Raw genomic sequence first — 23,173 nt, forward strand, 5'->3', positions numbered from 1 at the left:
TCTTTAAAACATTAGAGACTGTAAAATAGACTCTGTCAAGGATAATAAATAGAAGTATTATTTTTGACATAGTAATTATGAGTATTAAGGAAAACGATTTTGATTTTGAGTCCATGAAGGGCAAAGCCCTGGAACAGTTACGCAGTGGTGAATCACTTTATGGCAAGAACGGAGCTTTTGCTCCTTTAATGAAGAAATTTTTAGAAGCCGCTTTAGAAGCTGAGATGGAGAGCAATATATGGACGAAGTTGAGCGCTCCAGCGGCAACCGACGCAACGGTAAGTCCAGTAAGTCGATCCGCACCTCTGAGGGCACGATCGAGATGGGGATACTCCCCGCGATCGCCGATCTACCTTCGAGCAGCAGCTGATCAAGAAGCGTGAAACGATTTTAGCTGAGAGTCTAGAGAAGAAGATTTTAGGGATGTATGGTCTTGGTATGAGTCTTCGGGATATCTCCAATCACATTAAGGAGATGTACGATACGGGCATCAACAACAGTACACTTTCTTCCATTACCGATAAGATCATTCCTGAGGTCAAGGAATGGCAATCAAGAAGCCTGGACTCCCTTTATACGATTGTCTGGATGGATGCCATGCACTACAAGGTGAAAGAAGACTATCGTTTTGTTTCTCGGGCTGTATACAATATTCTTGGTATTGACCGAAACGGACATAAGCATCTGTTAGGTATGTATGTTTCGGAGAATGAGGGGGCTAGCTTTTGGCTGGGCGTACTGACCGACTTACAGAACCGAGGCGTAGAGGACATCTTAATTGCCTGCATCGATAATCTAAAAGGGTTTTCAGAAGCGATACAGAGTGTTTTTCCCGAGACCGAAGTACAGGCCTGTGTAGTAACACCAGATCCGTAACAGCTTAAAGTACGTGGCCAGTAAGGACCAAAAGGAGTTTATGAACGATCTAAAGCCTGTCTACCGTGCCGATACATTGGATCTTGCCGGACTGCGGATGGATGAACTTCAGGATAAATGGGGGGAAAAATATTCCGTGGTGATCGACTCTTGGAGGCGTAACTGGGAACGTTTGACCAACTATTTCCGATACGATAAATCCATCCGAAAATTGATCTACACAACCAACACGATCGAGGGGTTCCATTGCTAAGTCCGTAAGGTCACCAAAACTAAAGGTGCATTCACTTCAGATATGGCATTATTGAAACTGATCTATTTAGCGCATAAAAACATTAAGAAGAAATGGACGATGCCACTGGCCAATTGGGGAACAACGGCACAGAAATTAGCTATTTGGTTTCCGGGAAGAATGGTGTTAGATTTGCAATAAGAAAAATGGCTCAATTACCGCACCGCGGGGCGGTAATTGAGCCATTGACACAGGTTGTTTTACACTCCCAAACATTATTGAACTTCTACCATCACCTATATTATATTGACGGTAGAAGAAGTTTTCTTAGTTTTCTTTAAATTTGCTGATATTATAATTGTTGTGATGTACAACATCTGTAAAAACCATTTTCTTACCTTTCGTCCAATAATGTAAATGGAACTCATGGTCAATATCTCTCCTCCATGCACAATATTCTTTCCATTTAAGTTGTTTGCTCTCTCCTCCTTTGCTTTCTCTGATTTCATGGGTTGCAGACAAGTTTGTTTTAAGTATCTCTTCGGTTAAAGATCGGAGTAGCATCCGAGCTTTACTTTTGTCATTTTGAAAATTTAAAGATTTCTGTGAACTCAAAAAAGTTTTCATGACTAAAATATCGGTAGAGCGGGTGTATTCATAAAAATCTGTACGTACATCTGTTTGTTTCAATTGAATTGCTAAAGCAATTCTAAAACACATTTCACTAATACTATTTGTCCAAATGTTGACTGCGTCAAATGTTGTTATAAAAGCATGAAAGTTTGGATAGGAAACTATTTCTGTTTTTACCGAAGAAGGAGGTTCATAGTCTTCTTCGCCATCGCATAACGAGATAGTAACATCTAAATCTATGACACTAAGTTTGCTTAATATGATATAATTGCATAGTTCTTTATTATTGGCCTCTGCACTCAATATTATACACAGGGCCATTTTTTGTAATACTGTAGTAAAGTTAAGACCTTCAGCACTAGTCTTGTTTTCTTCGAAGCGAGTATCATCATATAGAACATCTTTTACATTCAAATGGTCTTCATATGACAACGTTTTGTTTAGTATTGAACTAATGATTTTGTCTATCTCCTCCGGCTGAATATAGTCGATGTTGTATGCTTTTGTCAGATATTTGATATTATCGACTAGAGGATAAAGATTATGTTCGAAAAGAAGCTCGAATGTTGATTCAGGTTTGTAAAAAGCACCCCAGCTTAAATCCATTATCTTTTTGTAATCTATCAAAGAATATATAAACTCTTCTAACTGGTCTTTTGTTGTGTTCTCTTTGTCTAGAGTTAACACACTTGGGTCAAAATAAAAGTTCATGTTATTTTTCTTTGCTTCTTTTTTTTAAACCAGCCTCTAATAACTGGGATGAAAGTTTTTCGCTTTCATCAAAGAAACCTTTTGGCCATTCTGGAATAACTCCATATTTGTTGATTCTAATCTCTTTGTAAATCGAATCTGCACCTTCTTTTTCGACGAAATATAATATTGCATCTTTACTTAAAGAATCGCCTTCTGAGCGTGCTATTAAATATCTCAGACGATTTATTAAGTATTCGCTATGAGTTTCTACTATACATTGCTTTTTTAATATGTTCTGAGAGATGAAAAAATCTGCAAGTCTAGTTTGGACTTTAGGGTGTAAGTGTAATTCTGGTTGTTCGAATATAAGAGTTGAGTCGGTTCCCGCCAGAAATGATAGAACCAAAATGGGTAGGATTTGGCTTACACCTACCCCAACATGAGTGAGATCTTGTAATTCTTGGCCTGTATCGATAGATACCATTAATTCGTGTCCTAACTTTCCCATATCTCTAGTTTCAAGTTGAGTAGCAACACCTAAATAAATTAACCAATCCAATACTGCTGCTTGAAGTGAAGCAGTTTTTATCTCTTTTTCAATGCTACTCGAGGAAAACTCTCTAGATGGTACATATTTTATTTCTTTGTTTTTATGTAATTCTAGAACAGCCGCAGTGTTTTCTCCTTTAAATCCTATATTTAATGTGTCAATATAGCCTTCTAATGGGTATATTGATTTTGGTTCATCTCGTAAAGGACCAAGGTATTTAAGTTTTTTCTTAAATTGATTTTCTATATATCCTAGTTCTGGTAAATGTAGCGGGACAGAGTTAGCAGAAATGTACCCGCTGGTATCAATGGTTGAAAACAAACTATCTAACTCATCTTTTCGGTCATTAAAAGCTGTAGATAGGTAGCGCTGTGTGAATTTATATTTTAAACATTTGAAAAGATTTTCACTGTTAAAATTATTTTTTAAAGTAGATACCCTACTTCTGAAATCAGAAATTATTTTTTTTGTAGCTATTTCAGAGAAACGTGTCTCACTTACAAAATCTTCCAAAACACTGTTGATTAAATTCTTAAATTCGGTCGTAAATATCTCCTCTGTGAAATGTAAATCCTCTGATTCGAATCTGTTATTTTTTCCTTCGAGAAAAGCCCTAAGATAATCTATTTGATTTTCTAACTCATTATCAATAAATGTTATGCTATTTGGTATGAAGTGAACTAAGTTTGTCCCAATGATTTTACCCTCGTTTGGGATCTTATATAGATAATATTGGCCAAGACTTTTAATAGGAGATATGTTAATGTCATAATCTAAAGATTTTTTTTCTGATGGAGCAAATGATTTGATTTTGTAATCTTGAATTTTTTCCTCATTGGTCTTTTTTGATTTTTTAATCGATATTTTCGTTCTTTTATTTTCTGTATCAGAGGATTTTATCTCTACACTTTCTAATGTTGGATTTAATTGTTCAAGTTGCTCGATTCCAGCCAAGAATTTGTACGAAAGTTCTACATTTTTTATCTCGTTATCAAAGTAGAAGAAGCGGAAGGTTGTTTCGTCTTCAAACTCCTGTTCTGTGGTTGGTTCTAGCTTGAAGCCTATTTCTATTTCTTTCTTTTTGCGACCGTGAGAGGATAGGTCTTTAAAATTTCCGAATTTGGATATATGACCATTTAGTATTACAGATCTTGAAGAAATCGGACTTTGTATTGTTTGTGTAGTTAACAATATGCTTTGTAGAATTGTACTTTTACCTGAACTGTTTGCGCCTGCAAAAATTGTAAGAGGCTCAAAGTTTAAAGTTGTCTTCTTACTGACAGATTTAAAATTTGACAATGTCCATTCTTTTATCATTTTTTTCTTATTAAGTTTTAATTGAGTATTTCTTTTATCTTTAGGTGTGTAAATTAAAAAAAACCTAAAATATAGATACTATGCATTTTTTTAATATATCCCGGTTATAAAACTAAAAAACTACGTGTTGTTGAGGATGAAAAAGCCTCATTTATTCTAACTTACCGATTCCTTCCCCTCAAACCTTTCTACAGTTTTCCTTAATTAGCGGCTGCGGCACTAATTATTTATAATTAATATTTGTTTATTGCGGTTGCAAGTCGGTTTATCGGTTCAGTTTCTTCTTTTTTAATCCTTTTATTATAACGTAGCATCTGTAACTTACATGCTTGACGTTCTATTTCTCAGTCTTTTTCCGTCTTTCGTTAGCCTCAATATTTTTCTTTCTTTGTTCCCTTAATAATCTTTCATACTCTTTTTCACAGTTTAATTGGACGTGAGAAAAAAATAACTTAGAAAGAGTGCCGATCTTTTCACCAGATGCTAATTCAAGTTTTGTGATTTCATCTATTCTTATGTTTTCAAAAGAGTTAGTAAATAAGTAATCAATTCTACTCGATTTTATGTCTGTAGAATCTACTAATTTCTTTTTCGGAAAAACTTCATACTGGTACTTATCCCTAAAATATAATCCCATTTTTGTTAATTCTCCATACTTTTCTATCGTCTTAACTTTACTAAAAGCGTCTTTTCCAAAGAGCTTGTTCAGAAGCCCATGATGTGTTTCTTCGAAAAGGAGTTTGAATAGTATAAACTGTTCACAGGTGAGATACTTATGCTTTGTATTACTGATATTGCTTATTGTAGCGACAGGTATATTTGTCCTAGCATATATCTCAATATGTGAGTATCCACTTCTCTCTATTAATTTAGATAACTCAATTTCCCAATTCATGAATACACATTTTAAAATTTAATTTTGATATTTTGTAAAGTGTTTGTTATATTTGCTTAGTAATTAGTTGATAGCGATATCTAACGTAGACTGAAAAGTCTACTTAGCAACGATGTCACTCTCGTACCGAAATCGCCAAAATTCCCACGAGATGACCGTAGGTTCGCCATATCTCTGCGTAATCTGTATATTTGTACACATTACCAGAGGGTGAACCTTATGTCAGTCTTTCGGGGAACCCTAACTTCGGTTAGGTTGGCGTTTGGCGATGCCAGGTCGGAAGCTTTAAGGTTCACCCTTTGGTTTTTACCATAGTTTCCTTAGGCCTTCAGTGTCATCGTTCTACATAAACTTCAAGATTATGAAACGAGCGATTTTAAACCACAACATCAGTACCCAAAGCCACCTCAACGAGGTGCTACTTCACCAATCCCGTAAACAACAAACAAAGAACATTATCCGCGCGCCCGAATAAAGAGCCTAAGCAGTTAGCAAAAGGTGAGGGGCAAGGTACGCGATCAAACGCAAAGTGGTCTACATCGCCCGCTCGTCCCTAAGGACGGATTTCACCTTGATGTTTTCTGCTATACCGACCTCCAAAAACAAAATATGCACAGTTGTTTGCATGGTTTCTTCGGTCAGTAATGGCATTTTAATTCGTCGCACAATAAAAATAGCGTTTACTTTCCAATCCTGCAAAATGATTTTGCGCATATTTCTCCTTTTTTCGGAAGGAGAGGAGGTCGGTTCTTTTGATTTTCAAATTATTACTAATCATAAAACCGATTAAAACATGCAGCAATTTTGTGCTAATGGGCGCGCCATGCCCTCTAAATCGGACTGGAAGGAGCAGCACTCCTGTATAGTACCTTCGGCAAATTTTGGAACAGTTCCCGCCGATACGCCCCAAATATGGGAACGGATTTTAGCGTTTTGTGAACCCTTTCTCAGAAAAGGGGTTCACAAGTTGAAGATAGGGGGGAACCTTTTTCTAACTCGTGGTCCCTTTTTTGAAAAACGTGATCCCTTTTTGGAGGAAAGTGTTACCCTTTTACTAAATAGGTGTTACAGTGCACAAATAGGTGTTCCCCTTTTACTTTTTCGCGATCCCTTATTGATAAAATCTATTCCCTTGTTCAGAAGATGTGACTACATGTTGAAAAAACATGGTCCCATTTTAGGGAAGAAGGATCACATTTTTGTGAGAAGTGGACAGTATGTTGCTACTTGTGATCCCTTATTAGAAATACGGGATTCCTTTTTAGGAAAACGTGATCACACTTTAGTGAAAAGTGAACGGTATGTAGCCACTCGTGATTCCATTTTAGAGAAAAGGGATCACACATTTGTGAAAAGTGAACAGTATGTTGCTATTGGTGATCCCTTATTGGTAAAACGTGATCCCTATTTCGCGATTGGTGTTCCCATGTCAGCAAAACGTACCACCGTTTGGCAAAAAAGGGAAATACAATGCTCAAAAAGGGTTCACGGGAAGTCAAAAAGTGTTCCCAAAAAGACACACTTTAGTGTAATTTGGTCGCGAAGATCGCTACAGTTCTCCGACCTAACAACGACCCTAGAACAACCTAAGGATGACCTAAGGATCACCCAACAACGACCCAAGGATGACCCAAGCTTGAGCCTAGCACGACCCAGCCTAAGAACAGGTTATAGACAAGGATCACCCAAGGATGACACAACAAACACCCAAGAAACAGCTAACAATGACACAAGAAATGTGCGGTTAATGTACCGCGAGTGTACTGTTAGTGTACGGGGAGTGTACCGAAAAGGTACTAAAGAAGTACTAAAAAGGTACTGGAGAGCTACTAAAGATATACTAAATGCATGTACCTCTGGCGTAGATCAGCGGTACAGTAAAAGTAGGAGAGTGGTAGCGGCAATGACGAACAAATCAATGCCTTTTGTGCTGGCATTGATTTGTTTCATGTTGTTTGATCTATCAGACGCCTGGGCGCAGTCCGCGGAACCGCGGACTGCCGAAGGGCAAACCGAAAATTTAGAAACAGAGATAGCTGACATTCTCACTCCCAAAGTAGAGTATATACTAGAGCATAATATCAACAGACCTCTCGGAAGTGAAGGCAATGGAATGGGGCAGGTCAGGCCGATCATGCAAACTATGCTAACGGGTTATCAGGAAGGGATAAAAGGTAGGAGAATACTGGCATCGCCGGCATTCGCTGCGTCCAGAACTGGACTGGATGATATGCAAGCCTATCGGATCGGTTGCTACAATTGTACATTGCTCAGTCTTTTCCAGATGGCATCTTTTGATGGCAAGCGCATGATGCCGCGTAACCGAACACTGCTTGAGGTCAAAGATCCCATGAAGCTCCAAAATACCAAAGATAGAGGAGCTGCTTACCAGAATTGGTTAAGATCTGGCAATGGGTTTACGTATGAGGCGGTGTCACCTTTCGCGTTAGGAAGAAAAAGTATATATAAAAGGATGAAGCGGGATATGTCGGAATATTTCCCGCAATACAACGTATCGATAGAGAAGCGCCCGGTGGAATGTCTTCTATTGGTAGCCGAAGGAAACACGGATGCACTGATGAATAAAGGGGGTAATCCAAAAGTTAGTTATTCTCCACTCCATTTTTCGATGTCCAACAGCTATGGTATAGATTATCTTGTGGAACGTTTGCATTATTATTTGCAGAACGAACCTCCACTGATAAATAAGGTCGCTATAACGGGTGAAATAGATATAGATATCAAGGCATCTTTATCAAACGTTTCGGAACTGAACGAGGCTTTAAAAGCCTACGGATTACGGATTGAGAAAGGGATAGAGGCTATCGATATGCTCGTCATCAGCGATTCGGGACAGCAACCGGTCCATCTTCCGTTGGAGGCGGGTAACTATGAACAGATACGAGGTTTTGATTGGGAAAAATTAGTAGGAGGGACCGAACGATGAAAATGATACCCTTGATAACATTGCTGATCCCATTATTATCGTACAGCCAAATCAATCTGACCGATTCAAACCTAAAGGTCGGCGATACCATACCGCAGGGAATCAGTTCGGCATTGTTCCATCCTTCCGATGGTGAAATTGATATTTCTAGCTTGGATAAAAAATTGGTTATCCTCGATTTTTGGGCTGCATGGTGTAGCCCCTGTGTAGAGGCACTGCCTAAGCTGGACAGTATCCAACGCGAATTCGGAGAACATATACAGATTATCCCGATTACGTACCAGAAGGCAACAGATATCCGGGCAATTGTAGCCAAAGTTTTCAAGAATAGGGAGACCGTTCTTCCGATGGTCATCGAGGATAACACCTACCGCCATCTATTTCCACATCGATCGTTACCACATACGGTTTGGTTGGACCGTGAAGGACGGGTTTTGGCGATAACGGATGGTTCTGAAATTAACGGGGAGAATATTCGCTTACTATTAAAAGCGCGTATGAGGAAAGGGGGGCAGTCATGATACGGGTAATATGGATCGTATTCCTGCTCATGCTGATAGGCAACACTGTTTTTTCTCAACAGATAGCGGAAGGAACCGTAAAGGATGAAGAGGGTAAAGCGATCCCGAATGTGAACATTATTAACGGTCGCATCAGAACACAGGTACAGACGGATCACGGGGGAAAGTTTTCGATTAGAGGAACTGCTGGTGATACCATAATGATCTCAAAAGTTGGCTTTCAGCCTCTTTCTTGGGTGTTTACTGCGGAAAGACATAGTATGGCCTTCCAGTTAAAAAAAAGTAACAATGTTTTACAGGAAGTAGAAATATCTACGGGATATCAGAAAATTAGAAAGGATAAGCTGACCGGATCTGCCTATTACCTCGATAGTGAACAACTGGAACTGAATGTGGGGAGTAATGTACTGGATCGTTTAAAGGACGTTGTGCCGGGACTTAACCTTCTGGATAGGCATCCCAACATGACCATACGGGGCGTTAGTTCGATCCACGGGAATATGTCTCCTCTCATTGTGGTTGATGATTTTCCGTATGAAGGGGATATCAATGACATCAATCCCGAAGATGTAGAAACGATCTCGGTGTTGAAAGATGCAGCGGCAGCAGCAATCTGGGGGACACGGGCAGGCAATGGCGTAATTGTAATCTCGACAAAAAAAGGATCTTTCGGGCAACGTCCGGACATTGCTTTCCAGAGCAATATGACAGTTGGAAATAAACCTGATCTTTTCTATACGCCGACTATGTCGGTCAGTGATTACATCGATACGGAGAGACGTGTTTTCGAGGAAGGAGGGTATACGGCGACCGAAAGTAATCTAGACAGGCTTCCCCTGTCCGAAGTGGTGGAACTCCTGATTGCCCACCGGGAGAAAGAAATAAGTCTGGATAAATTGGAAGGCAGTATAGATCGGTTGAAGCAGCATGATATACGAAGGGATATAAGCAAGTTTTTATTTAGAAAAACTGTGGCATCGCGAAGTAACCTTAATATACGAGGGGGTGGGGAGCAGCATGTGTATTCGATTTCGACAGGTTATGACCGTAATCTACCACAGCAGTTGCGCGTTTCTAATGATCGATTGACACTTCGCGCCAACAACGCTTTTAGTTTTTTTGAAAAGAGGCTGACGGTGCAGGCAGATATTTTCGGTGTGTTTCATAAACAGATAATGGATGGTCATTCCATCTATACGGGGCTGTCTCCATACGAAAGACTGGTAGACAGCGACGGTAAACACCGTGCCATATATGGTTTTTACAGGAAACCTTGGTTAGATCAGGCAGAAAATATGGGGTTATTGGACTGGCAGTACCGCCCGTTGGATGAACTGGAAAACGGTGACCGAAACAAGATGGCCGAAAATTACCAGTTTAATCTAGGTGCTGCTTATAAGCTGTTGCCAAACCTCCGCTTAAAGGTGCTTTATCAATACGCTGCGGATAACGGAAGAGAAGAAACCCATTATTCGGTCAATAGTTATTTTGCGCGTGATCTGATCAATAAGTTTGCACAACTGGCTGATTCCGGATTACCTACTTTTCCAATCCCTCGTAGCGGCATATTGGATGAAGGCACCGAAAGGAACCGGTCGAATTCGCTGCGTGGTAATCTAGAGTATGACAATACACTTGGTAAGCATGAAATCAATGTGATGCTGGGGTGGGAAATGCGCGATCGTACCATGCGCAATGGTAGGCAGAGGTTTTATGGTTATGATGAAGAGTATATGTCTAATCAGGTGGTAGATTATACGAAAGCATATGCAATGTCGTATTTTCCACGTAGAACGGATGAAATTCCTTTCGTTCAGTCACTGCGGTATCGACAGAACCGGAACCTGTCGTACTATGCAAATTTGAATTATTCGTTTGACGGACGGGTTACCTTGTCGGCCAGTGCACGGAAAGATAAAAGCAATGTCTTTGGCGTAAGCGCTAATTTAAAGGGAGTGCCTCTCTTTTCGATCGGTGCAGTGTGGAATGTCCATAAAGAACCTTGGCTTTCAGACGAATTGAAAGGTATCTGGAGGGTTAAGGCTTCTTTTGGTTACAATGGAAATATGGATAATACGCTGTCATCCCAGATTACGGCAAATTATCTCGCCGCTTCAGCCACGTATCTCAATCGGGCGGAGATTATCAATCCGCCTAATGCAGATCTGCGTTGGGAACGGGTAAAGAACGCCAATTTTGGGCTGCAGTGGATTTCGGCCGGTGGCCGATTGGATATTGGGGCAGAGTATTACATAAAGAACGGTCTGGATCTGATCGGAGATAGTCCCTATGCGCCCTCTAGCGGGGTGGATTTTTATAGGGGAAACACAGCCTCGACGGCAGGAAATGGTTTAGAGCTGATTGTGAATACCGTCAATATAGACCGTGCATTTAAATGGAAAACAGGCTTACTTTTCTCTCATGCAAGAGACAAGATTACGCGTTATTTACTAAAGCCTTCGGTCATGGCCAATGCCATTGAGTATGGTACTACTGCTTTTCCAATTGAGGGAGCTTCCCGATTCGCAATCTACAGTTTTCCATGGGCAGGCCTCGATCCGACCAACGGTAACCCGAGGGGATATCTTGATGGAGAGATTTCGGATGACTACAGAAATATTATTGCCGGAACTACGCTAGAAAATGCAACATTAAACGGACCGTCCTTCCCTACGGTGTTTGGGGCATTTCGAAATACATTTTTATGGCGGCAGTGGTCGGCATCGGTAAATATCACTTACCGGTTTGGGTATTATGTGCGGATGAAATCAATTTCCTACGGATTTAATTATGGACTGGGTGGTCATGGGGATATATATGAAAGGTGGCAGAAACCTGGTGACGAGCAGCACACCTACGTGATGAGCATGCCCGACGCTAACGGAGATCTGTATCGGGACCGCTTTTACACTTATGGATCACAACTGGTTGAGAAAGGAGATCATATCCGTTTGAGCGACATACGGGTCGCCTATGCGGATAATTACGGTTTGAAACGGAATCGAAGACTTAAAATCCAGTACTTTATGCAGTTCAGTAACTTAGGGTTGTTGTGGGTGAAAAATTCGAGAAATATAGAACCGGATAACAATAATGTTCCATTTCCCTTCCAAATATCGATAGGGACAAAAATTGGGTTATGATGAATGTAAAAACATGTTATAGGAAAAGGTATAGATTAGTAGGGTTCATTTTAACACTATTCCTTCTAGAAGGCTGTAGTTCTGATTTTTTAGATGTTAAGCCGGATAGGTCTTTGCTGATTCCAAGTGCTTTGAATGATTATGAGGCATTGATCAGCAACGAATTTATAAATGTGCTGAATACGCCTAGCCTGGGCATACTGGGGACAGACAATGTATATCTAACAGATGATATGCTAAAAGGAACGGGGCTGACGAAGATTGAAAAAAATGTCTATGTATGGGAGCCGGATTTATTTGAAGACGCAAAGTACATTGGCGACTGGAAGAACCCTTACGAATCGATATTTTATAGCAATGTAGTTATAGAGGGGCTCGATAAGGTTGAAAGGAACGGGGAAAATGAACTACAGTGGGCGAGGGTTTTGGGTACAGCACTTTTTTACCGAGCACTTGGCCACTTTAATCTGGTGAGAAATTTTGCTGATGTGTATGATGAAAACGCGCAGAAAAAAATGGGTATACCAATTAAGTTGACTGCCAGCATAACTGATCTTTCGGGACGTGCCGATCTGGAAACCGTTTATGATCAGATTGTGTCTGATCTTTTACTTTCCTTAGTGTATGTACCGGAAGTCAATTTACGAAAAAGCCTGCCGGATAGAAATGCGGTAAATGCACTATTGGCAAGGGTGTACATCGCTATGAACGAGTTTGAGCAAGCTTATGAATATGCTGACAAAGTGTTGCAGGAGACAGAGGTATTGTTGGACTACAATACGTTGAACTTATCTGCAGCGAAACCGATACCAAGTCCCTATCCCGATAATGATAATCCCGAAGTTGTCTTTTTTTCGCAGATGGCGAGTTGGTCCTTTAGATCGATTGTTTACGTGTCTCCGGAATTGTACAACTTATACGACGATATGGACTTACGGAAGCAGGTCTTTTTTGCTGAACAGGATAATGGGCATCATTCATTTGTCGGAACTTATAATCGGAGAGTTTCGCTATTTGATGGAATCACGACGGCGGAGCTTTATTTAATAAGAGCCGAATGTGCCGCCCGTAGGCGCGACTATGATCAGGCTAAGCGTGATTTAGCATTGTTATGGACGCATAGGTATCCTGAAAATGCAGCGCCCGATCCTAATAGGATTGAAGATGAATCTATTTTAGCTGAAGTTTTGAAGGAAAGAAGAAAGGAACTGGCTTTTCGAAATCTGAGATGGTCGGATCTGAAGCGCTTAAATAAAGATCCTCGTACCGAAACATATTTACATAGACAGGTGGAGGGAAAGGAAATCATATTGGTGCCGAATTCGGCACGTTATATTTTCCCTATTCCAAAGGCAATGGAGTTGGATTACAATGATATGGAACAGAATGAAAGGTAAGATGGAATAGCTCAACCCCTCACTTTTGGTCATCTACTTGATTGAAAAGCGAGGGGTTAACCTTTGATAGGTTATAGTATGTTACTATTACATATCAAAGGTTCCTGGTGTTGATGACACAGATGTCTCATTCGGATAAGGAGCATTGGTAAGCGGATCGATTTGATGTGACTCAAATGCTTCTTTACAGATTTCGTCGGAGGCGTTGCAGTCATAGTCGACACCTTCTTCAAGTCCTTCCAGCGGGACCCAATTGAATTGATCGGGCTGACTGGGATTTGGGATTTCTCGTCCGAACTCCTGTGTTTCTAGTGCCGGTTTAAACGACATTAACGTGTAACTACCTGTTGCAATGGCTAAAGCTACTAAAGCCATTGCATTTTTAAGGATGAATTTTTTCATCTTTTTAAATTTAGAATGTTTAATAAATTGTTTTTATGTTGTCTTTTGGCCGACAAGCCCTCTGCAGCGCCTAACCCGGAGCCGCTGCTTCGATGTAAACCTCGTTGTAAAAAATAACCCCATATACTGAGCGCAAGGAAAAATAGGTTGAACCAGAGGTGTTGCGTCCAGCTCATCCCGCTAATCACCGAGCCACAGCCACAGGGTAGTTTCTCCCATGCGCCCAGTAGGGCGATACCGATGTAGCCGGTAAAGGCTGCCATCAATAGCGATGACAGCCCAAAACCCACCAACCGAAACCTACCATTCACTATGCATATGGCAGCTATGATCTCTAAAAGAGGTAATGTATAAATCAACATTTGACCCAATGTATCCGAAAATGGTTGACGGAGGATGCCGGATTTGAATGCTTGGAAATATATTAGCTTATCCAAGCTTGCCGGAATCCACAACAATAGCAGTGCAATGCTGATCAGGGTGATGATATGTGTTTTTGTTTTCATAGAGCTAATTTTTCATTTTATTTCTTCATCTAATAGTCACGTACTGCTACGTGGAAGGCATAACAAATTCAGGCTGCTTTTTTATTGCAACTATTTGTAAGTCAATAATTTATTCTTATTTTTTCTTGTTTTTGTCTGGTTTTTACTTTACCTTTGGTTGAACTAATTAAATCTTTTTCTTTTTGTCTTCTATATATGACTTGCAAAACAGCGGGCTTCGTACCTATTGAAAAGTAATATTTTTTATAATGATCTGATTTTCAAAAAGATATTTTTTTTTGAGAATTGTGCTAAAATGAAGAGATGGGGAAAAGCAACCCACATAACGATACTACCTGTTTCCGCTTATTGCTCGTACAGCCGGAGAAAGCCCTTGCGGCCATCCAAGCACGGTATAGTGAGGCGTTGAGAATATACGTGCAAGTCTACTTTCAACAGGACACCGAATTTACAAACGTCGTGATCTCGGAAACCTTGATAGTCGTCTGGCAGAAAAAAGAGATCGTAGCACGGTTGGACAAACCTTTCTTCTGGATGCAGCGCGTGGCGGAAAAGCAGGCCTTGTACTTATTAAGAAAAGAACGCAAACACAATAATCAAGCATGGGAAGATGAGTATCTGCAAATGGTGGGAGAGGAGCATGCAGACCGTAAACTCAGAGCAAAGGAAATAGAAGGCCTCATTAACGAAGCATTGGATACGTTACCTCCCCGGGAAAGGGAAATTTTTAGGGCAGCCAGATTTGACGAGCTAAGCAATCAAGAAGTGATGCAGAAATTCAATCTCACCGAACAGACGGTCAAAAATACAATTTATCGGGCGACGAAGAAGTTACGCAGGATGTTGAAAAACGTGCTCTCATTATTTGTTTAAGAAAATTTAGGTGTAAACAGATGATCTACAAGAAGAAATATGTGAAAGAACTTATCCGAAAGCAGATAAAGGGAATCCTTACGCCTCGGGAGGCGGGGGAGCTGGATGCTTGCAGGAGGTTATATGCGCATGAGGAGATACAGGAGATGATTGCCGATGTACTCTTAAGTATGGAGGAGGACGAACGGCCTGTTATCTCCACCGGTGGATGGAAGCCGGATATTGCAGCTATTATCCGCACTGCGGAACAACGTAGTCGCGGTAAACGGCCTATTTGGCGCAAGTTGGGATGGGCAGCAGCGGTTTTGATACCGGTCGTGACGCTGCTTACCTATTGGTATGCCACGCGGCGTGAGCAGATTCCGGATTTTCTACATGGTCCTTGTGCCGGGCTAACCACCGATGCGGACGTTCCGCTTACGGAATCCGTGGTATCCCTTCGATGGGGGGATACTGCAGAGATGCAGGTAGCAGGAGGAAAGCATGGGGAGGTGTTGCAAACAGCCGATGTGCAAGTTCTCAAAACGAAAGATGGGGTGTTTCAGCTACGGGAATCTGCGAACGTGATGAAACGTACTGGATCGGAACGGGCTATAACGGTAGCAACAGGCGCGCAACAACAAGCCATGGTCGAGCTGCCGGATGGCACGCGTATAAGGTTAAATGCGCAGTCGAGCTTACAGTATGCACCGGAAAAGCAGAAAGCTCAGCAGATAAAGGTACAGGGAGAAGCCTATGTACAACGGCCGGATAAAATGAAAGCGGTGCCTTTGCTGATCGGTACGAGCAATGGCGTGGTAAAATCGAATTATGGAGATTTTGCGCTGTTGAGCTTAGATAATCTCACGAGAGCAGCAACGCTAAAAGGAGAGTTGAGCTTACACACCGGCGACAGCGAGGAGAAAGTCTCGTTGGATTGTTATGGAGCACAGGGTTCGATATGGACGTATGCAATATCCCCCGGCGTATTTAAGGATACGTTAAGGTACGAAGCGACTACAGATACGAAAGCTGTATTGGCCTGGACGAAAGCTGTACGGACATATAAGGACGTCCCCTTACGGGAGTTCGTCGCACAGATGAGCCTCTGGTATGGCTTTCAGGTAAAAGACTATAGCTGTTTGCCGGCAGACCGACGTATCACAACTACGGTATGTTACCGAAAGGATAGGGAGGCCGCATTTGCTGCTATACGCGAAGCGGGGGTGTTACTTTACGAAAGTAAAGGTATGATCAGCTTTTGTCCGGAAGAGGCCAAATTGTTGAAAAATGTGGGTACTATGTTAGCATGGTGGGAGTGAAATCCCATCTTCACTTTATCGAAATGAGTCTATGTCTTACCGCTCGATAACCTTATCTTTGTTACCAAACGTAAAACGTATACTTTACATGAATTGGAAACAGTTATTGTCTGCAAAACGTTGGGGATATGAACATCGCGAAGTGAGTGATCAAATCGATGCGCGTTCGGAATTTCAACGGGATTATGATAGATTGATATTTTCTTCACCGTTTAGAAGATTGCAAAACAAAACGCAAGTCTTCCCATTGCCGGGAGCCGTGTTTGTGCACAATAGGTTGACACACAGTTTGGAGGTGGCAAGTGTGGGGCGGTCGTTAGGACGTCTTTTTTATAATATTATGAAAAAAGAGAATCCGGACATCGATCAGGAAAATCCGTTTTTGCAAGAGGTGGGCAACATCGTTTCTGCGGCTTGTTTATCACATGATTTGGGTAACCCGGCTTTTGGACATTCGGGAGAGGCAGCCATTTCTTCCTATTTTACGGAGGGACATGGACAGGTATATAAAGATAAGGTTAGTGCCGAAGAATGGGCAGATTTAACACATTTTGAGGGCAACGCCAATGCGTTGCGCATATTGACCCATGCGTTTCACGGGAAAGATGAAAAAGGATTTGCATTGACCTATGCCACGCTGGCGTCCATTGTTAAATACCCTTGTTCGGCAGCAGAAGGGCACGTGAGAGGTAACCATCACCGGAAGAAGTACGGTTATTTTGATACGGAGAAAGCCGCTTTCAAAAAAATCGCCGAGGAACTGGGCTTACAGGCCGATCCTACAAATCCAAACGGATATTTACGGCATCCGCTAGTATATCTGGTGGAAGCAGCAGATGATATATGTTATAATATCATCGATTTGGAAGATGCGCATCATTTAAAAATACTTTCGTATAATGAGGTAGAAGATCTTTTGTTGCCCTTGTGTGGAGACGAAGATTTACGTAGCCGGCTGGATGCGCTGGCGGATACAGGCAGCCGTATCGAACTCTTGCGGGCGAAAGCTATTAATACATTAATCCATGGTTGTGCCACCGTATTTGCGAAAAATCAGGAGAAGTTTTTGAACGGTACTTTTGGTATGGCTCTGATGGATGCATTGGATGGAAATATTGTGGGACAGATGAAGAAGATATCGGAAATATCCGTAGATCGTATCTACAATGCTTCCACTGTGGTGCAAATTGAAATCGCGGGGTTTAAGGTGATGAATGCCTTGTTGGAAGAGTTTATTCCAGCCTATTTAAAAGAAGATAAAGGACATTTTGATAAAAAAATCGTGGCGATGATTCCTGCTCAATTCCACACGGTACAAACCGATACATATGCGAAAATCCGGACGGTGTTGGATTACGTTTCGGGGATGACCGATATTTATGCGGTAGATTTGTATCGTAAAATAAAAGGTATATCGATTCCCTCGTTGAAATAAATTTAACGGTATAGTTTGATGAAAGTTGTTATAGCGGAAAAGCCATCTGTAGCTAGGGATTTGGCTCGTGTGATGGGGGCAAAGGAAGTGAAAGATGGATATATTACAGGTAATGGTTATGCTTTTACATATGCTTTCGGCCATCTGATACAATTGTGTACACCACAGGCGTACGGTTACCCTACATGGACAGTGTCTAATCTGCCGATTATACCATCTGAATTTCGTTTGGAAGTAAAGAAAATAAAAAGGGATGGGAAGCAGATAGACGATGCCGGAGCGAGTAAGCAATTGAATATTATTAAGGAATTAATTGCGCAGGCGGAGGAGATTATCGTGGCGACGGATGCCGGGCGTGAGGGAGAGTTGATTTTTCGGAATATATACTATTATCTCCAGGCAAAAGTGCCCTTTAAAAGACTTTGGATTTCTTCCCAGACAGACAGGGCTATAAAAGAGGGGTTTGCTAATCTGAAAGACGGAACGGAATACGATAGTCTTTACATGTCTGCCAAATCACGCGCGGAATCGGATTGGTTGATTGGAATAAACGCCACACAGGCGTTGACATTGGCAGCGGGAAACAGGGGGCTCTTATCTTTAGGGCGGGTACAAACACCCACTTTAGCGATGATTTGTTCCCGATATATGGAGAACAAGAATTTTAAGCCGCAAGCTTTCTTCAAAATACAGGCAGGTTTCGAAAAAGATAATATCAGGTTTAAGGCAACCTCTGCTAAAATAGATAAAAAGGAGGAGGCAGAAACGGCTATAGCAAAACTCGCTGTGGGAACGGAGGCTAAAGTAATTAAAGTAGAGGCTAAGGAAACAAAAGAACAGCCGCCTTTGCTATTTGATTTGACATCGCTGCAGCAGGATGCCAATAAAAAATATGGGTATTCGGCTGATCAGACATTGAGTATTGCGCAGACGTTGTATGAGAATAAAGTGATTACCTATCCGCGTACCGGATCTCGTTATATCGGGGAAGATGTTTTTGAAAATATAGCGGAACTTTTTCAGCATCTTGCTAATACCGCGGACGAAGAAATTGCAGCGATAAGCCGTAACCTAATCGGCGCGAAATTAAATAAAAGATCGGTTGATGATAAGAAAGTGACAGACCACCACGCTTTGTTGGTGACGGAGGAAAAACCCGGGCCATTGCGCAAAGAACAACAGCATATTTATAATATGATTGCAAAGCGTATGGTAGAGAGTTTCTCGGATGTGTGCTTGAAAGATATTACAACCGTAACAATGGATGCGCACGGCGTGGAGTTGATTGCTAAAGGCACGGTTATCAAGCAGTATGGCTGGCGTTTGTCTGCAGAGCAAGTAGAGATTCCCGATGATGACAAGAATATAGATGATCAAGATAATGAGAATGCGCAGTTGCCGAAGTTAGCAGCGGAAGAATTGCTTGAGATTTTGTCGTTGGAATTAGCGGAGCGTTTTACAAAGGCGAAACCTATACATACAGAAGCATCACTCTTGAAAGCGATGGAAACTTCTGGTAAAGAAATAGAGGATGACGAAATGCGACAGGCTATGAAGGATTGTGGTTTAGGTACACCGGCTACGCGGGCAGCAACTATAGAAACACTGTTTCAGCGAGATTATATCAAGCGTGATAAAAAGAAGCTCATACCTACGGAAAAAGGGCTTTCGGTTTATCAGCTAATCAAAGATCGGTCGATAGCGAAGGTTACATTGACTGGAAAGTGGGAGCAGAAACTCGAAGAGATGCGTGCCAATAAAGTGTCGTATGCTATTTTTATGAAGCATATTAAGGATTATACCGTGAAAATCACGAAAGAGCTGCTTCAATTGCGCGTGGCTATACAACAGGAGGAAATAAAGCCGCAGCAAAAAGGAAAAATAAAGTGCCCGAAATGCGCCTCGGGGAATATGCTTTTGTTTGATAAGGTGGCACAATGTGACCATTATGCCAGAGGATGTGATTTTAAGATCTGGCGTACATTAAATGGGGTTTTTCTAGAGGAAAAAGAAATGAAAAGTCTATTGGAAAAGGGGAAGACCTCTACATTGAAAGGGGTGAAAAACAAAGATGGTCAGTTGCTGGAAGCAGCACTGGTATTTCAGGATTTTAAGGTCGGGGTGGAGTAGATTTACTACTTTTTAGACAGCGCTTGTTCCAGCTGCTCTTCGTCCACTTCTTTTTCCCATTTAGCCATAATGAATGCAGCGGAAGTATTTCCGATGATGTTGGTCAGCGCACGAGCTTCGCTCATAAAACGATCTATTCCGAATACGATGGCAATGGATTCTACCGGGATATGTCCCACGATGGGCAATGTCGCGGCTAAGATAACAAAGCCGCTTCCCGTAACGCCGGCAGCTCCATTAGAGGTGAAGGTCAGTATAAACAGCAAAAATAATTGTTCATTCCAGGCCATAGGTTGACCAATTGCCTGCGATAGGAAAATTGCGGCCATGGTTAAATAAATCGCTGTTCCATCCAGATTGAACGAATAGCCTGTCGGGATGACCAGTCGCACAAGCGGCTTACTGCAGCCGGCTCGTTCGAGTTTTTCCATAATGGCAGGTAGGACGGATTCGGACGATGAAGTACCTAACACAATGAGGAGCTCTTCTTTGATATACACCAACACGCGCCATATACTGATTTTATAGCGCCACAATAAAATGCCAAGGAAGATGAAGATATAAATCAAGCACGCCACATAAAACCACACCATCATTAAGCCCAATGATTTTAAAATGCCGACGCCGTATTGCCCAACGGTAAATCCAATAGCGCCCATGGCGCCTATGGGGGCTACTTTCATAATCATTTTAATCACGATGAAAATACCATCCAGAAAAGATTGCATTACGCGCTTAACGGGCTCGGCACGTTCTCCCATTTTGGCGAAAGCAAAGCCTAACAAGATGGCAAAGAAAAGGACTTGTAATATATTGCCTTCCGAAAGAGAACCAATAACATTATTTGGGATAATATCGAGTAAAAACTGCACGACGCCTTTTTGTTTTTCGCCTTCTTGGATGTAGGTATTAACTTCGGAAGTGTCGAGTTCGGAGACATTAATATTCATGCCACCTCCTGGATTGGCAAGGTTTACAACCGCCATAGCGATAAACATAGCGCCAAATGTTGTTAGTTGGAAATAAACCATGGATTTGATACCCAATTTTCCTACTTTTTTGATATCCTCCATGCCGGCAATACCCAGCACAATGCTACAGAAGATCAACGGTGCGATGATCATCTTGATTAATTTGAGGAACCCATCACCAAATGGTTTTAGTGCAATACCGAGCTCAGGATAAAAATGACCTAACGCCACACCGATAAGAATAGCTATAATTACTTGGAAATAAAGCAGGCTGAAAAGTTTTTTCATGCAGAGTTTAATTTGTGCATTTGATTAGCATTCGGCGCAAATATATATAAAAAAGTCAAAAACAAACTTCAAAACCTTACCTTTGTTCCCATTATGGGCTCAAGACTTTATAATCCATTTATTGCTTTTAATTTCGACAATCGGGCGTGCTTTTTGACCGGAGAATCGCTGCAATCTGCAGATGAGCAAATCCAAGTTTTTCCAGTTTGGATGATGCGTGCTTTTGATCTGGAGGAAAAACCGTTCAAGATGTTGGATGAAAATATCGTGACCTATAAATCACTGAAATTGCCTTGTTCTATTGGAGTTGCTCAGTCATTTGAAGAAGTGGAGGGAGAAGTAGAAGAAGCAATGAAAGCAGGCTATAAAGAAGTGAAGACTCTTCCTGAACAGTTGTTGTTTCAATGGGTGGGGAAAATTTTGTATGGTATTGTTTTTAACGAGATACAAGCGGGGATTCGACAAGCGGTAGGCAGTGGAGAGGAAATAAATTTTTCTCAGGCGTTGGTGCATAAATTTCGGAACCTACATTTTATGTTACAATCGCTTGTGTTGCCGATGGAATTTGAACATGTCAATCCGTTTCATATACAAGTATTCCCCGTAGATAATGCGCCGGAGACTTTCTTATATCGGGATGAAATTAATACATTGATTTTTTCTTTACGGATGAAGGATTTTGCTGTTATAGCCACTTTACAGGACAATGGTACAAATGCTATTTATCATGAGGATATTTTGAATAAAGTAAAAGGACATCGTTTACATCCTATACAATTCGAAGAAGTTTGTGCCCGGTATTTTTATTCCGCTTATTTGTTTAATCGCCTTCCGGAATATACCTATATGGAAACTCCTGAAAAGATTTACATAGAACCGATGCCCTTAAATGATTGGACATTGAAGCCTATTTTCGATAATTGGCAGGTCAAAACATATGGACAGGTATTAGAGAATTTTTGGAAGCCTTGGGGTTATACGCTTTTTGAAATTATCAAAGATCCGGAAAAGCCTATGACATTTCTCTTCGATAGTGAAGGTAGATTTTCGGAAACAGTTGATTTGCCAAAAACTTAATTTTTATGTAATTTTAAGTAAACAAACAAAGGAGGAGTCATGAGGTATTGGTTGTTTGCTTTCCTGTTAAGTATTACATTCGGAACATTATCTGCGCAAACGCCCAGAGATTCTCTCATTGTCTATGATGTAGATACGTATGCGCAATTTGAAGGAGGAGTTCCTGGATGGAACCGCTTTGTGCGGGAAAACCTTGATATTCGAGATATTGTTAATTCGCTAGATAGTACAACATACGTAGACTATGGGCTTAAGCAAACCGCCATAATGGAATTTACGATATGTGAAAACGGAATGGTGTGTGATATCGAAATAGTGAATAAGCATAAAATAAGTCCCGAATTTGCCGAAGAAGCATTGCGTGTGATGGAAAAATCTCCAAAATGGGCGCCAGCATCAAAAAATGGAAAGCCTGTTCGCACCCGATTTAAGCAGTCTATCGTGGCTATTTTATAACGACAATAGGCTATGATCCTTATCCAGTGTCTTTGCGGTAGAAAATTATTCGCCAATCTTTCAGTACTTTATGCCAGTTGGGGCAGATAATGATGGAGTTACTCTTGGAGGGTAAAGTTAAAGTTTCTACCTTTGCCCCACTCCGCGAGGGAGGGCGTCCTGTTAAGAGGATATGTTGAAAGGGGATAGATAAAGAAAAGAAAATATTTTTTTGTTATTTCGGAAAACTTCCCTACCTTTGCAGTCCCTTCGGGAACGAGGGGTTAAAAAAAAGAGATAATTTATACGGCGTTGAGCTGTATCGATATAGTGCCAAAGCGCGAAGCGGCGGCGAGAGGAGTTCTTTAAGATATATGATCATGTAGCGCAGCAGGAGCCCTTTGGAGGGGCGAGAGCTGTAATGGAATTACAATTTTTTCGGTCCGGGCCGTACAGTACAATTACTGACGAACCGGTCAGATTTAAGATGACCGGGGTCAATTTACATTTTTACAATGGAGAGTTTGATCCTGGCTCAGGATGAACGCTAG

17 protein-coding genes and 1 pseudogene are annotated in these 23,173 nt (G+C 41.3%); 11 read left to right on the forward strand and 7 right to left on the reverse strand.

The features are described 5' to 3' along the window. The first annotated feature begins 77 nt into the window (after nt 1-77). Nucleotides 78-1,309 (forward strand): annotated as a pseudogene (locus H8B06_RS16080) (IS256 family transposase). Between the two features lie 126 nt (nt 1,310-1,435). Here H8B06_RS16080 and H8B06_RS16085 read toward each other — a convergent pair. The 4 genes from H8B06_RS16085 to H8B06_RS16100 all read right to left on the reverse strand — a co-directional run bounded on the left by H8B06_RS16085 (nt 1,436) and on the right by H8B06_RS16100 (nt 5,910). Beyond that, nucleotides 1,436-2,452 (reverse strand): hypothetical protein, encoded by a 1,017-nt coding sequence (locus tag H8B06_RS16085; RefSeq protein WP_190995232.1) that lies wholly within the window; start codon nt 2,450-2,452, stop codon nt 1,436-1,438. Between the two features lies 1 nt (nt 2,453). Then, nucleotides 2,454-4,301 carry a DUF3696 domain-containing protein gene (locus H8B06_RS16090; protein ID WP_190995233.1) on the reverse strand — a complete coding sequence of 616 codons (1,848 nt, stop codon included), beginning with the start codon at nt 4,299-4,301 and terminating at the stop codon, nt 2,454-2,456. A 337-nt stretch (nt 4,302-4,638) separates the two neighbouring features. Beyond that, nucleotides 4,639-5,196 (reverse strand): hypothetical protein, encoded by a 558-nt coding sequence (locus H8B06_RS16095; protein ID WP_190995234.1) that lies wholly within the window; start codon nt 5,194-5,196, stop codon nt 4,639-4,641. A gap of 534 nt (nt 5,197-5,730) precedes the next feature. Further along, nucleotides 5,731-5,910: a hypothetical protein gene (locus H8B06_RS16100; RefSeq protein ID WP_190995235.1), complete on the reverse strand. Its 180-nt coding sequence runs from the start codon at nt 5,908-5,910 to the stop codon at nt 5,731-5,733. A 439-nt stretch (nt 5,911-6,349) separates the two neighbouring features. Between H8B06_RS16100 and H8B06_RS21025 the strand changes: the two genes are divergently transcribed. The 4 genes from H8B06_RS21025 to H8B06_RS16120 are packed head-to-tail and all read left to right on the forward strand — an operon-like array spanning nt 6,350 to nt 13,204. Beyond that, entirely contained in the window at nt 6,350-8,143 is a 1,794-nt protein-coding gene (locus H8B06_RS21025; protein WP_237225596.1) for a hypothetical protein, read from the forward strand. Further along, nucleotides 8,140-8,664, forward strand: a complete 525-nt coding sequence (locus H8B06_RS16110) for a TlpA family protein disulfide reductase (RefSeq protein ID WP_190995236.1) — start codon at nt 8,140-8,142, stop codon at nt 8,662-8,664. Before H8B06_RS21025 ends, H8B06_RS16110 begins: the two co-directional genes overlap by 4 nt. Further along, nucleotides 8,661-11,807: a SusC/RagA family TonB-linked outer membrane protein gene (locus tag H8B06_RS16115; protein ID WP_190995237.1), complete on the forward strand. Its 3,147-nt coding sequence runs from the start codon at nt 8,661-8,663 to the stop codon at nt 11,805-11,807. The genes H8B06_RS16110 and H8B06_RS16115 overlap by 4 nt, the downstream gene beginning before the upstream one ends. Continuing rightward, nucleotides 11,804-13,204, forward strand: a complete 1,401-nt coding sequence (locus H8B06_RS16120; protein ID WP_190995238.1) for a RagB/SusD family nutrient uptake outer membrane protein — start codon at nt 11,804-11,806, stop codon at nt 13,202-13,204. Before H8B06_RS16115 ends, H8B06_RS16120 begins: the two co-directional genes overlap by 4 nt. A gap of 87 nt (nt 13,205-13,291) precedes the next feature. Here the strand turns inward: H8B06_RS16120 and H8B06_RS16125 are convergent, their stop codons facing one another. Continuing rightward, complete coding sequence (locus H8B06_RS16125; protein ID WP_190995239.1) at nt 13,292-13,579, reverse strand: hypothetical protein; 288 nt, start codon at nt 13,577-13,579, stop codon at nt 13,292-13,294. Nucleotides 13,580-13,602: 23 nt separating this feature from the next. Continuing rightward, on the reverse strand, nt 13,603-14,112 hold the full coding sequence (locus H8B06_RS16130) for a MauE/DoxX family redox-associated membrane protein (RefSeq protein ID WP_190995240.1): 510 nt from the start codon (nt 14,110-14,112) through the stop codon (nt 13,603-13,605). A 303-nt stretch (nt 14,113-14,415) separates the two neighbouring features. Between H8B06_RS16130 and H8B06_RS16135 the strand changes: the two genes are divergently transcribed. The 4 genes from H8B06_RS16135 (at nt 14,416) to H8B06_RS16150 (ending at nt 19,851) form a co-directional block, all read left to right on the forward strand. Continuing rightward, the gene (locus H8B06_RS16135; protein WP_190995241.1) at nt 14,416-14,985 is read left to right on the forward strand and encodes an RNA polymerase sigma factor; all 570 of its coding nucleotides are present in this window, start codon (nt 14,416-14,418) and stop codon (nt 14,983-14,985) included. A 20-nt stretch (nt 14,986-15,005) separates the two neighbouring features. Beyond that, a complete protein-coding gene (locus H8B06_RS16140; RefSeq protein WP_190995242.1) occupies nt 15,006-16,286 on the forward strand; it encodes a FecR domain-containing protein in 1,281 nt (426 codons plus the stop codon). Between the two features lie 88 nt (nt 16,287-16,374). Continuing rightward, nucleotides 16,375-17,721, forward strand: a complete 1,347-nt coding sequence (locus tag H8B06_RS16145) for a deoxyguanosinetriphosphate triphosphohydrolase (protein WP_190995243.1) — start codon at nt 16,375-16,377, stop codon at nt 17,719-17,721. A gap of 18 nt (nt 17,722-17,739) precedes the next feature. Further along, nucleotides 17,740-19,851 (forward strand): type IA DNA topoisomerase, encoded by a 2,112-nt coding sequence (locus tag H8B06_RS16150; protein WP_190995244.1) that lies wholly within the window; start codon nt 17,740-17,742, stop codon nt 19,849-19,851. Nucleotides 19,852-19,856: 5 nt separating this feature from the next. Here H8B06_RS16150 and dctA read toward each other — a convergent pair whose 3' ends face one another. After that, entirely contained in the window at nt 19,857-21,110 is a 1,254-nt protein-coding gene (dctA, locus tag H8B06_RS16155) for a C4-dicarboxylate transporter DctA (RefSeq protein ID WP_190995245.1), read from the reverse strand. Nucleotides 21,111-21,203: 93 nt separating this feature from the next. On the opposite strand from dctA, the gene H8B06_RS16160 reads away from it, so the two are divergent. Next, nucleotides 21,204-22,187, forward strand: coding sequence for a hypothetical protein (locus H8B06_RS16160; protein WP_190995246.1), 984 nt, complete (start codon nt 21,204-21,206; stop codon nt 22,185-22,187). Nucleotides 22,188-22,226: 39 nt separating this feature from the next. Further along, on the forward strand, nt 22,227-22,643 hold the full coding sequence (locus H8B06_RS16165) for an energy transducer TonB (protein ID WP_190995247.1): 417 nt from the start codon (nt 22,227-22,229) through the stop codon (nt 22,641-22,643). Nucleotides 22,644-23,173: the final 530 nt, after the last annotated feature.

It is taken from the genome of Sphingobacterium micropteri (assembly GCF_014692515.1).
Classification (GTDB): Bacteria; Bacteroidota; Bacteroidia; order Sphingobacteriales; family Sphingobacteriaceae; genus Sphingobacterium; species Sphingobacterium micropteri.

What these genes read in the sequence shown, in the direction of transcription:
- H8B06_RS16085 (WP_190995232.1), bottom strand. Translation starts at nt 2,452, where the DNA reads ATGAACTTTTATTTTGACCCAAGTGTGTTAACTCTAGACAAAGAGAAC.
- H8B06_RS16090 (WP_190995233.1), bottom strand. Translation starts at nt 4,301, where the DNA reads ATGATAAAAGAATGGACATTGTCAAATTTTAAATCTGTCAGTAAGAAG.
- H8B06_RS16095 (WP_190995234.1), bottom strand. Translation starts at nt 5,196, where the DNA reads ATGAATTGGGAAATTGAGTTATCTAAATTAATAGAGAGAAGTGGATAC.
- H8B06_RS16100 (WP_190995235.1), bottom strand. Translation starts at nt 5,910, where the DNA reads ATGCGCAAAATCATTTTGCAGGATTGGAAAGTAAACGCTATTTTTATT.
- H8B06_RS21025 (WP_237225596.1), top strand. Translation starts at nt 6,350, where the DNA reads ATGTTGAAAAAACATGGTCCCATTTTAGGGAAGAAGGATCACATTTTT.
- H8B06_RS16110 (WP_190995236.1), top strand. Translation starts at nt 8,140, where the DNA reads ATGAAAATGATACCCTTGATAACATTGCTGATCCCATTATTATCGTAC.
- H8B06_RS16115 (WP_190995237.1), top strand. Translation starts at nt 8,661, where the DNA reads ATGATACGGGTAATATGGATCGTATTCCTGCTCATGCTGATAGGCAAC.
- H8B06_RS16120 (WP_190995238.1), top strand. Translation starts at nt 11,804, where the DNA reads ATGATGAATGTAAAAACATGTTATAGGAAAAGGTATAGATTAGTAGGG.
- H8B06_RS16125 (WP_190995239.1), bottom strand. Translation starts at nt 13,579, where the DNA reads ATGGCTTTAGTAGCTTTAGCCATTGCAACAGGTAGTTACACGTTAATG.
- H8B06_RS16130 (WP_190995240.1), bottom strand. Translation starts at nt 14,112, where the DNA reads ATGAAAACAAAAACACATATCATCACCCTGATCAGCATTGCACTGCTA.
- H8B06_RS16135 (WP_190995241.1), top strand. Translation starts at nt 14,416, where the DNA reads ATGGGGAAAAGCAACCCACATAACGATACTACCTGTTTCCGCTTATTG.
- H8B06_RS16140 (WP_190995242.1), top strand. Translation starts at nt 15,006, where the DNA reads ATGATCTACAAGAAGAAATATGTGAAAGAACTTATCCGAAAGCAGATA.
- H8B06_RS16145 (WP_190995243.1), top strand. Translation starts at nt 16,375, where the DNA reads ATGAATTGGAAACAGTTATTGTCTGCAAAACGTTGGGGATATGAACAT.
- H8B06_RS16150 (WP_190995244.1), top strand. Translation starts at nt 17,740, where the DNA reads ATGAAAGTTGTTATAGCGGAAAAGCCATCTGTAGCTAGGGATTTGGCT.
- dctA (WP_190995245.1), bottom strand. Translation starts at nt 21,110, where the DNA reads ATGAAAAAACTTTTCAGCCTGCTTTATTTCCAAGTAATTATAGCTATT.
- H8B06_RS16160 (WP_190995246.1), top strand. Translation starts at nt 21,204, where the DNA reads ATGGGCTCAAGACTTTATAATCCATTTATTGCTTTTAATTTCGACAAT.
- H8B06_RS16165 (WP_190995247.1), top strand. Translation starts at nt 22,227, where the DNA reads ATGAGGTATTGGTTGTTTGCTTTCCTGTTAAGTATTACATTCGGAACA.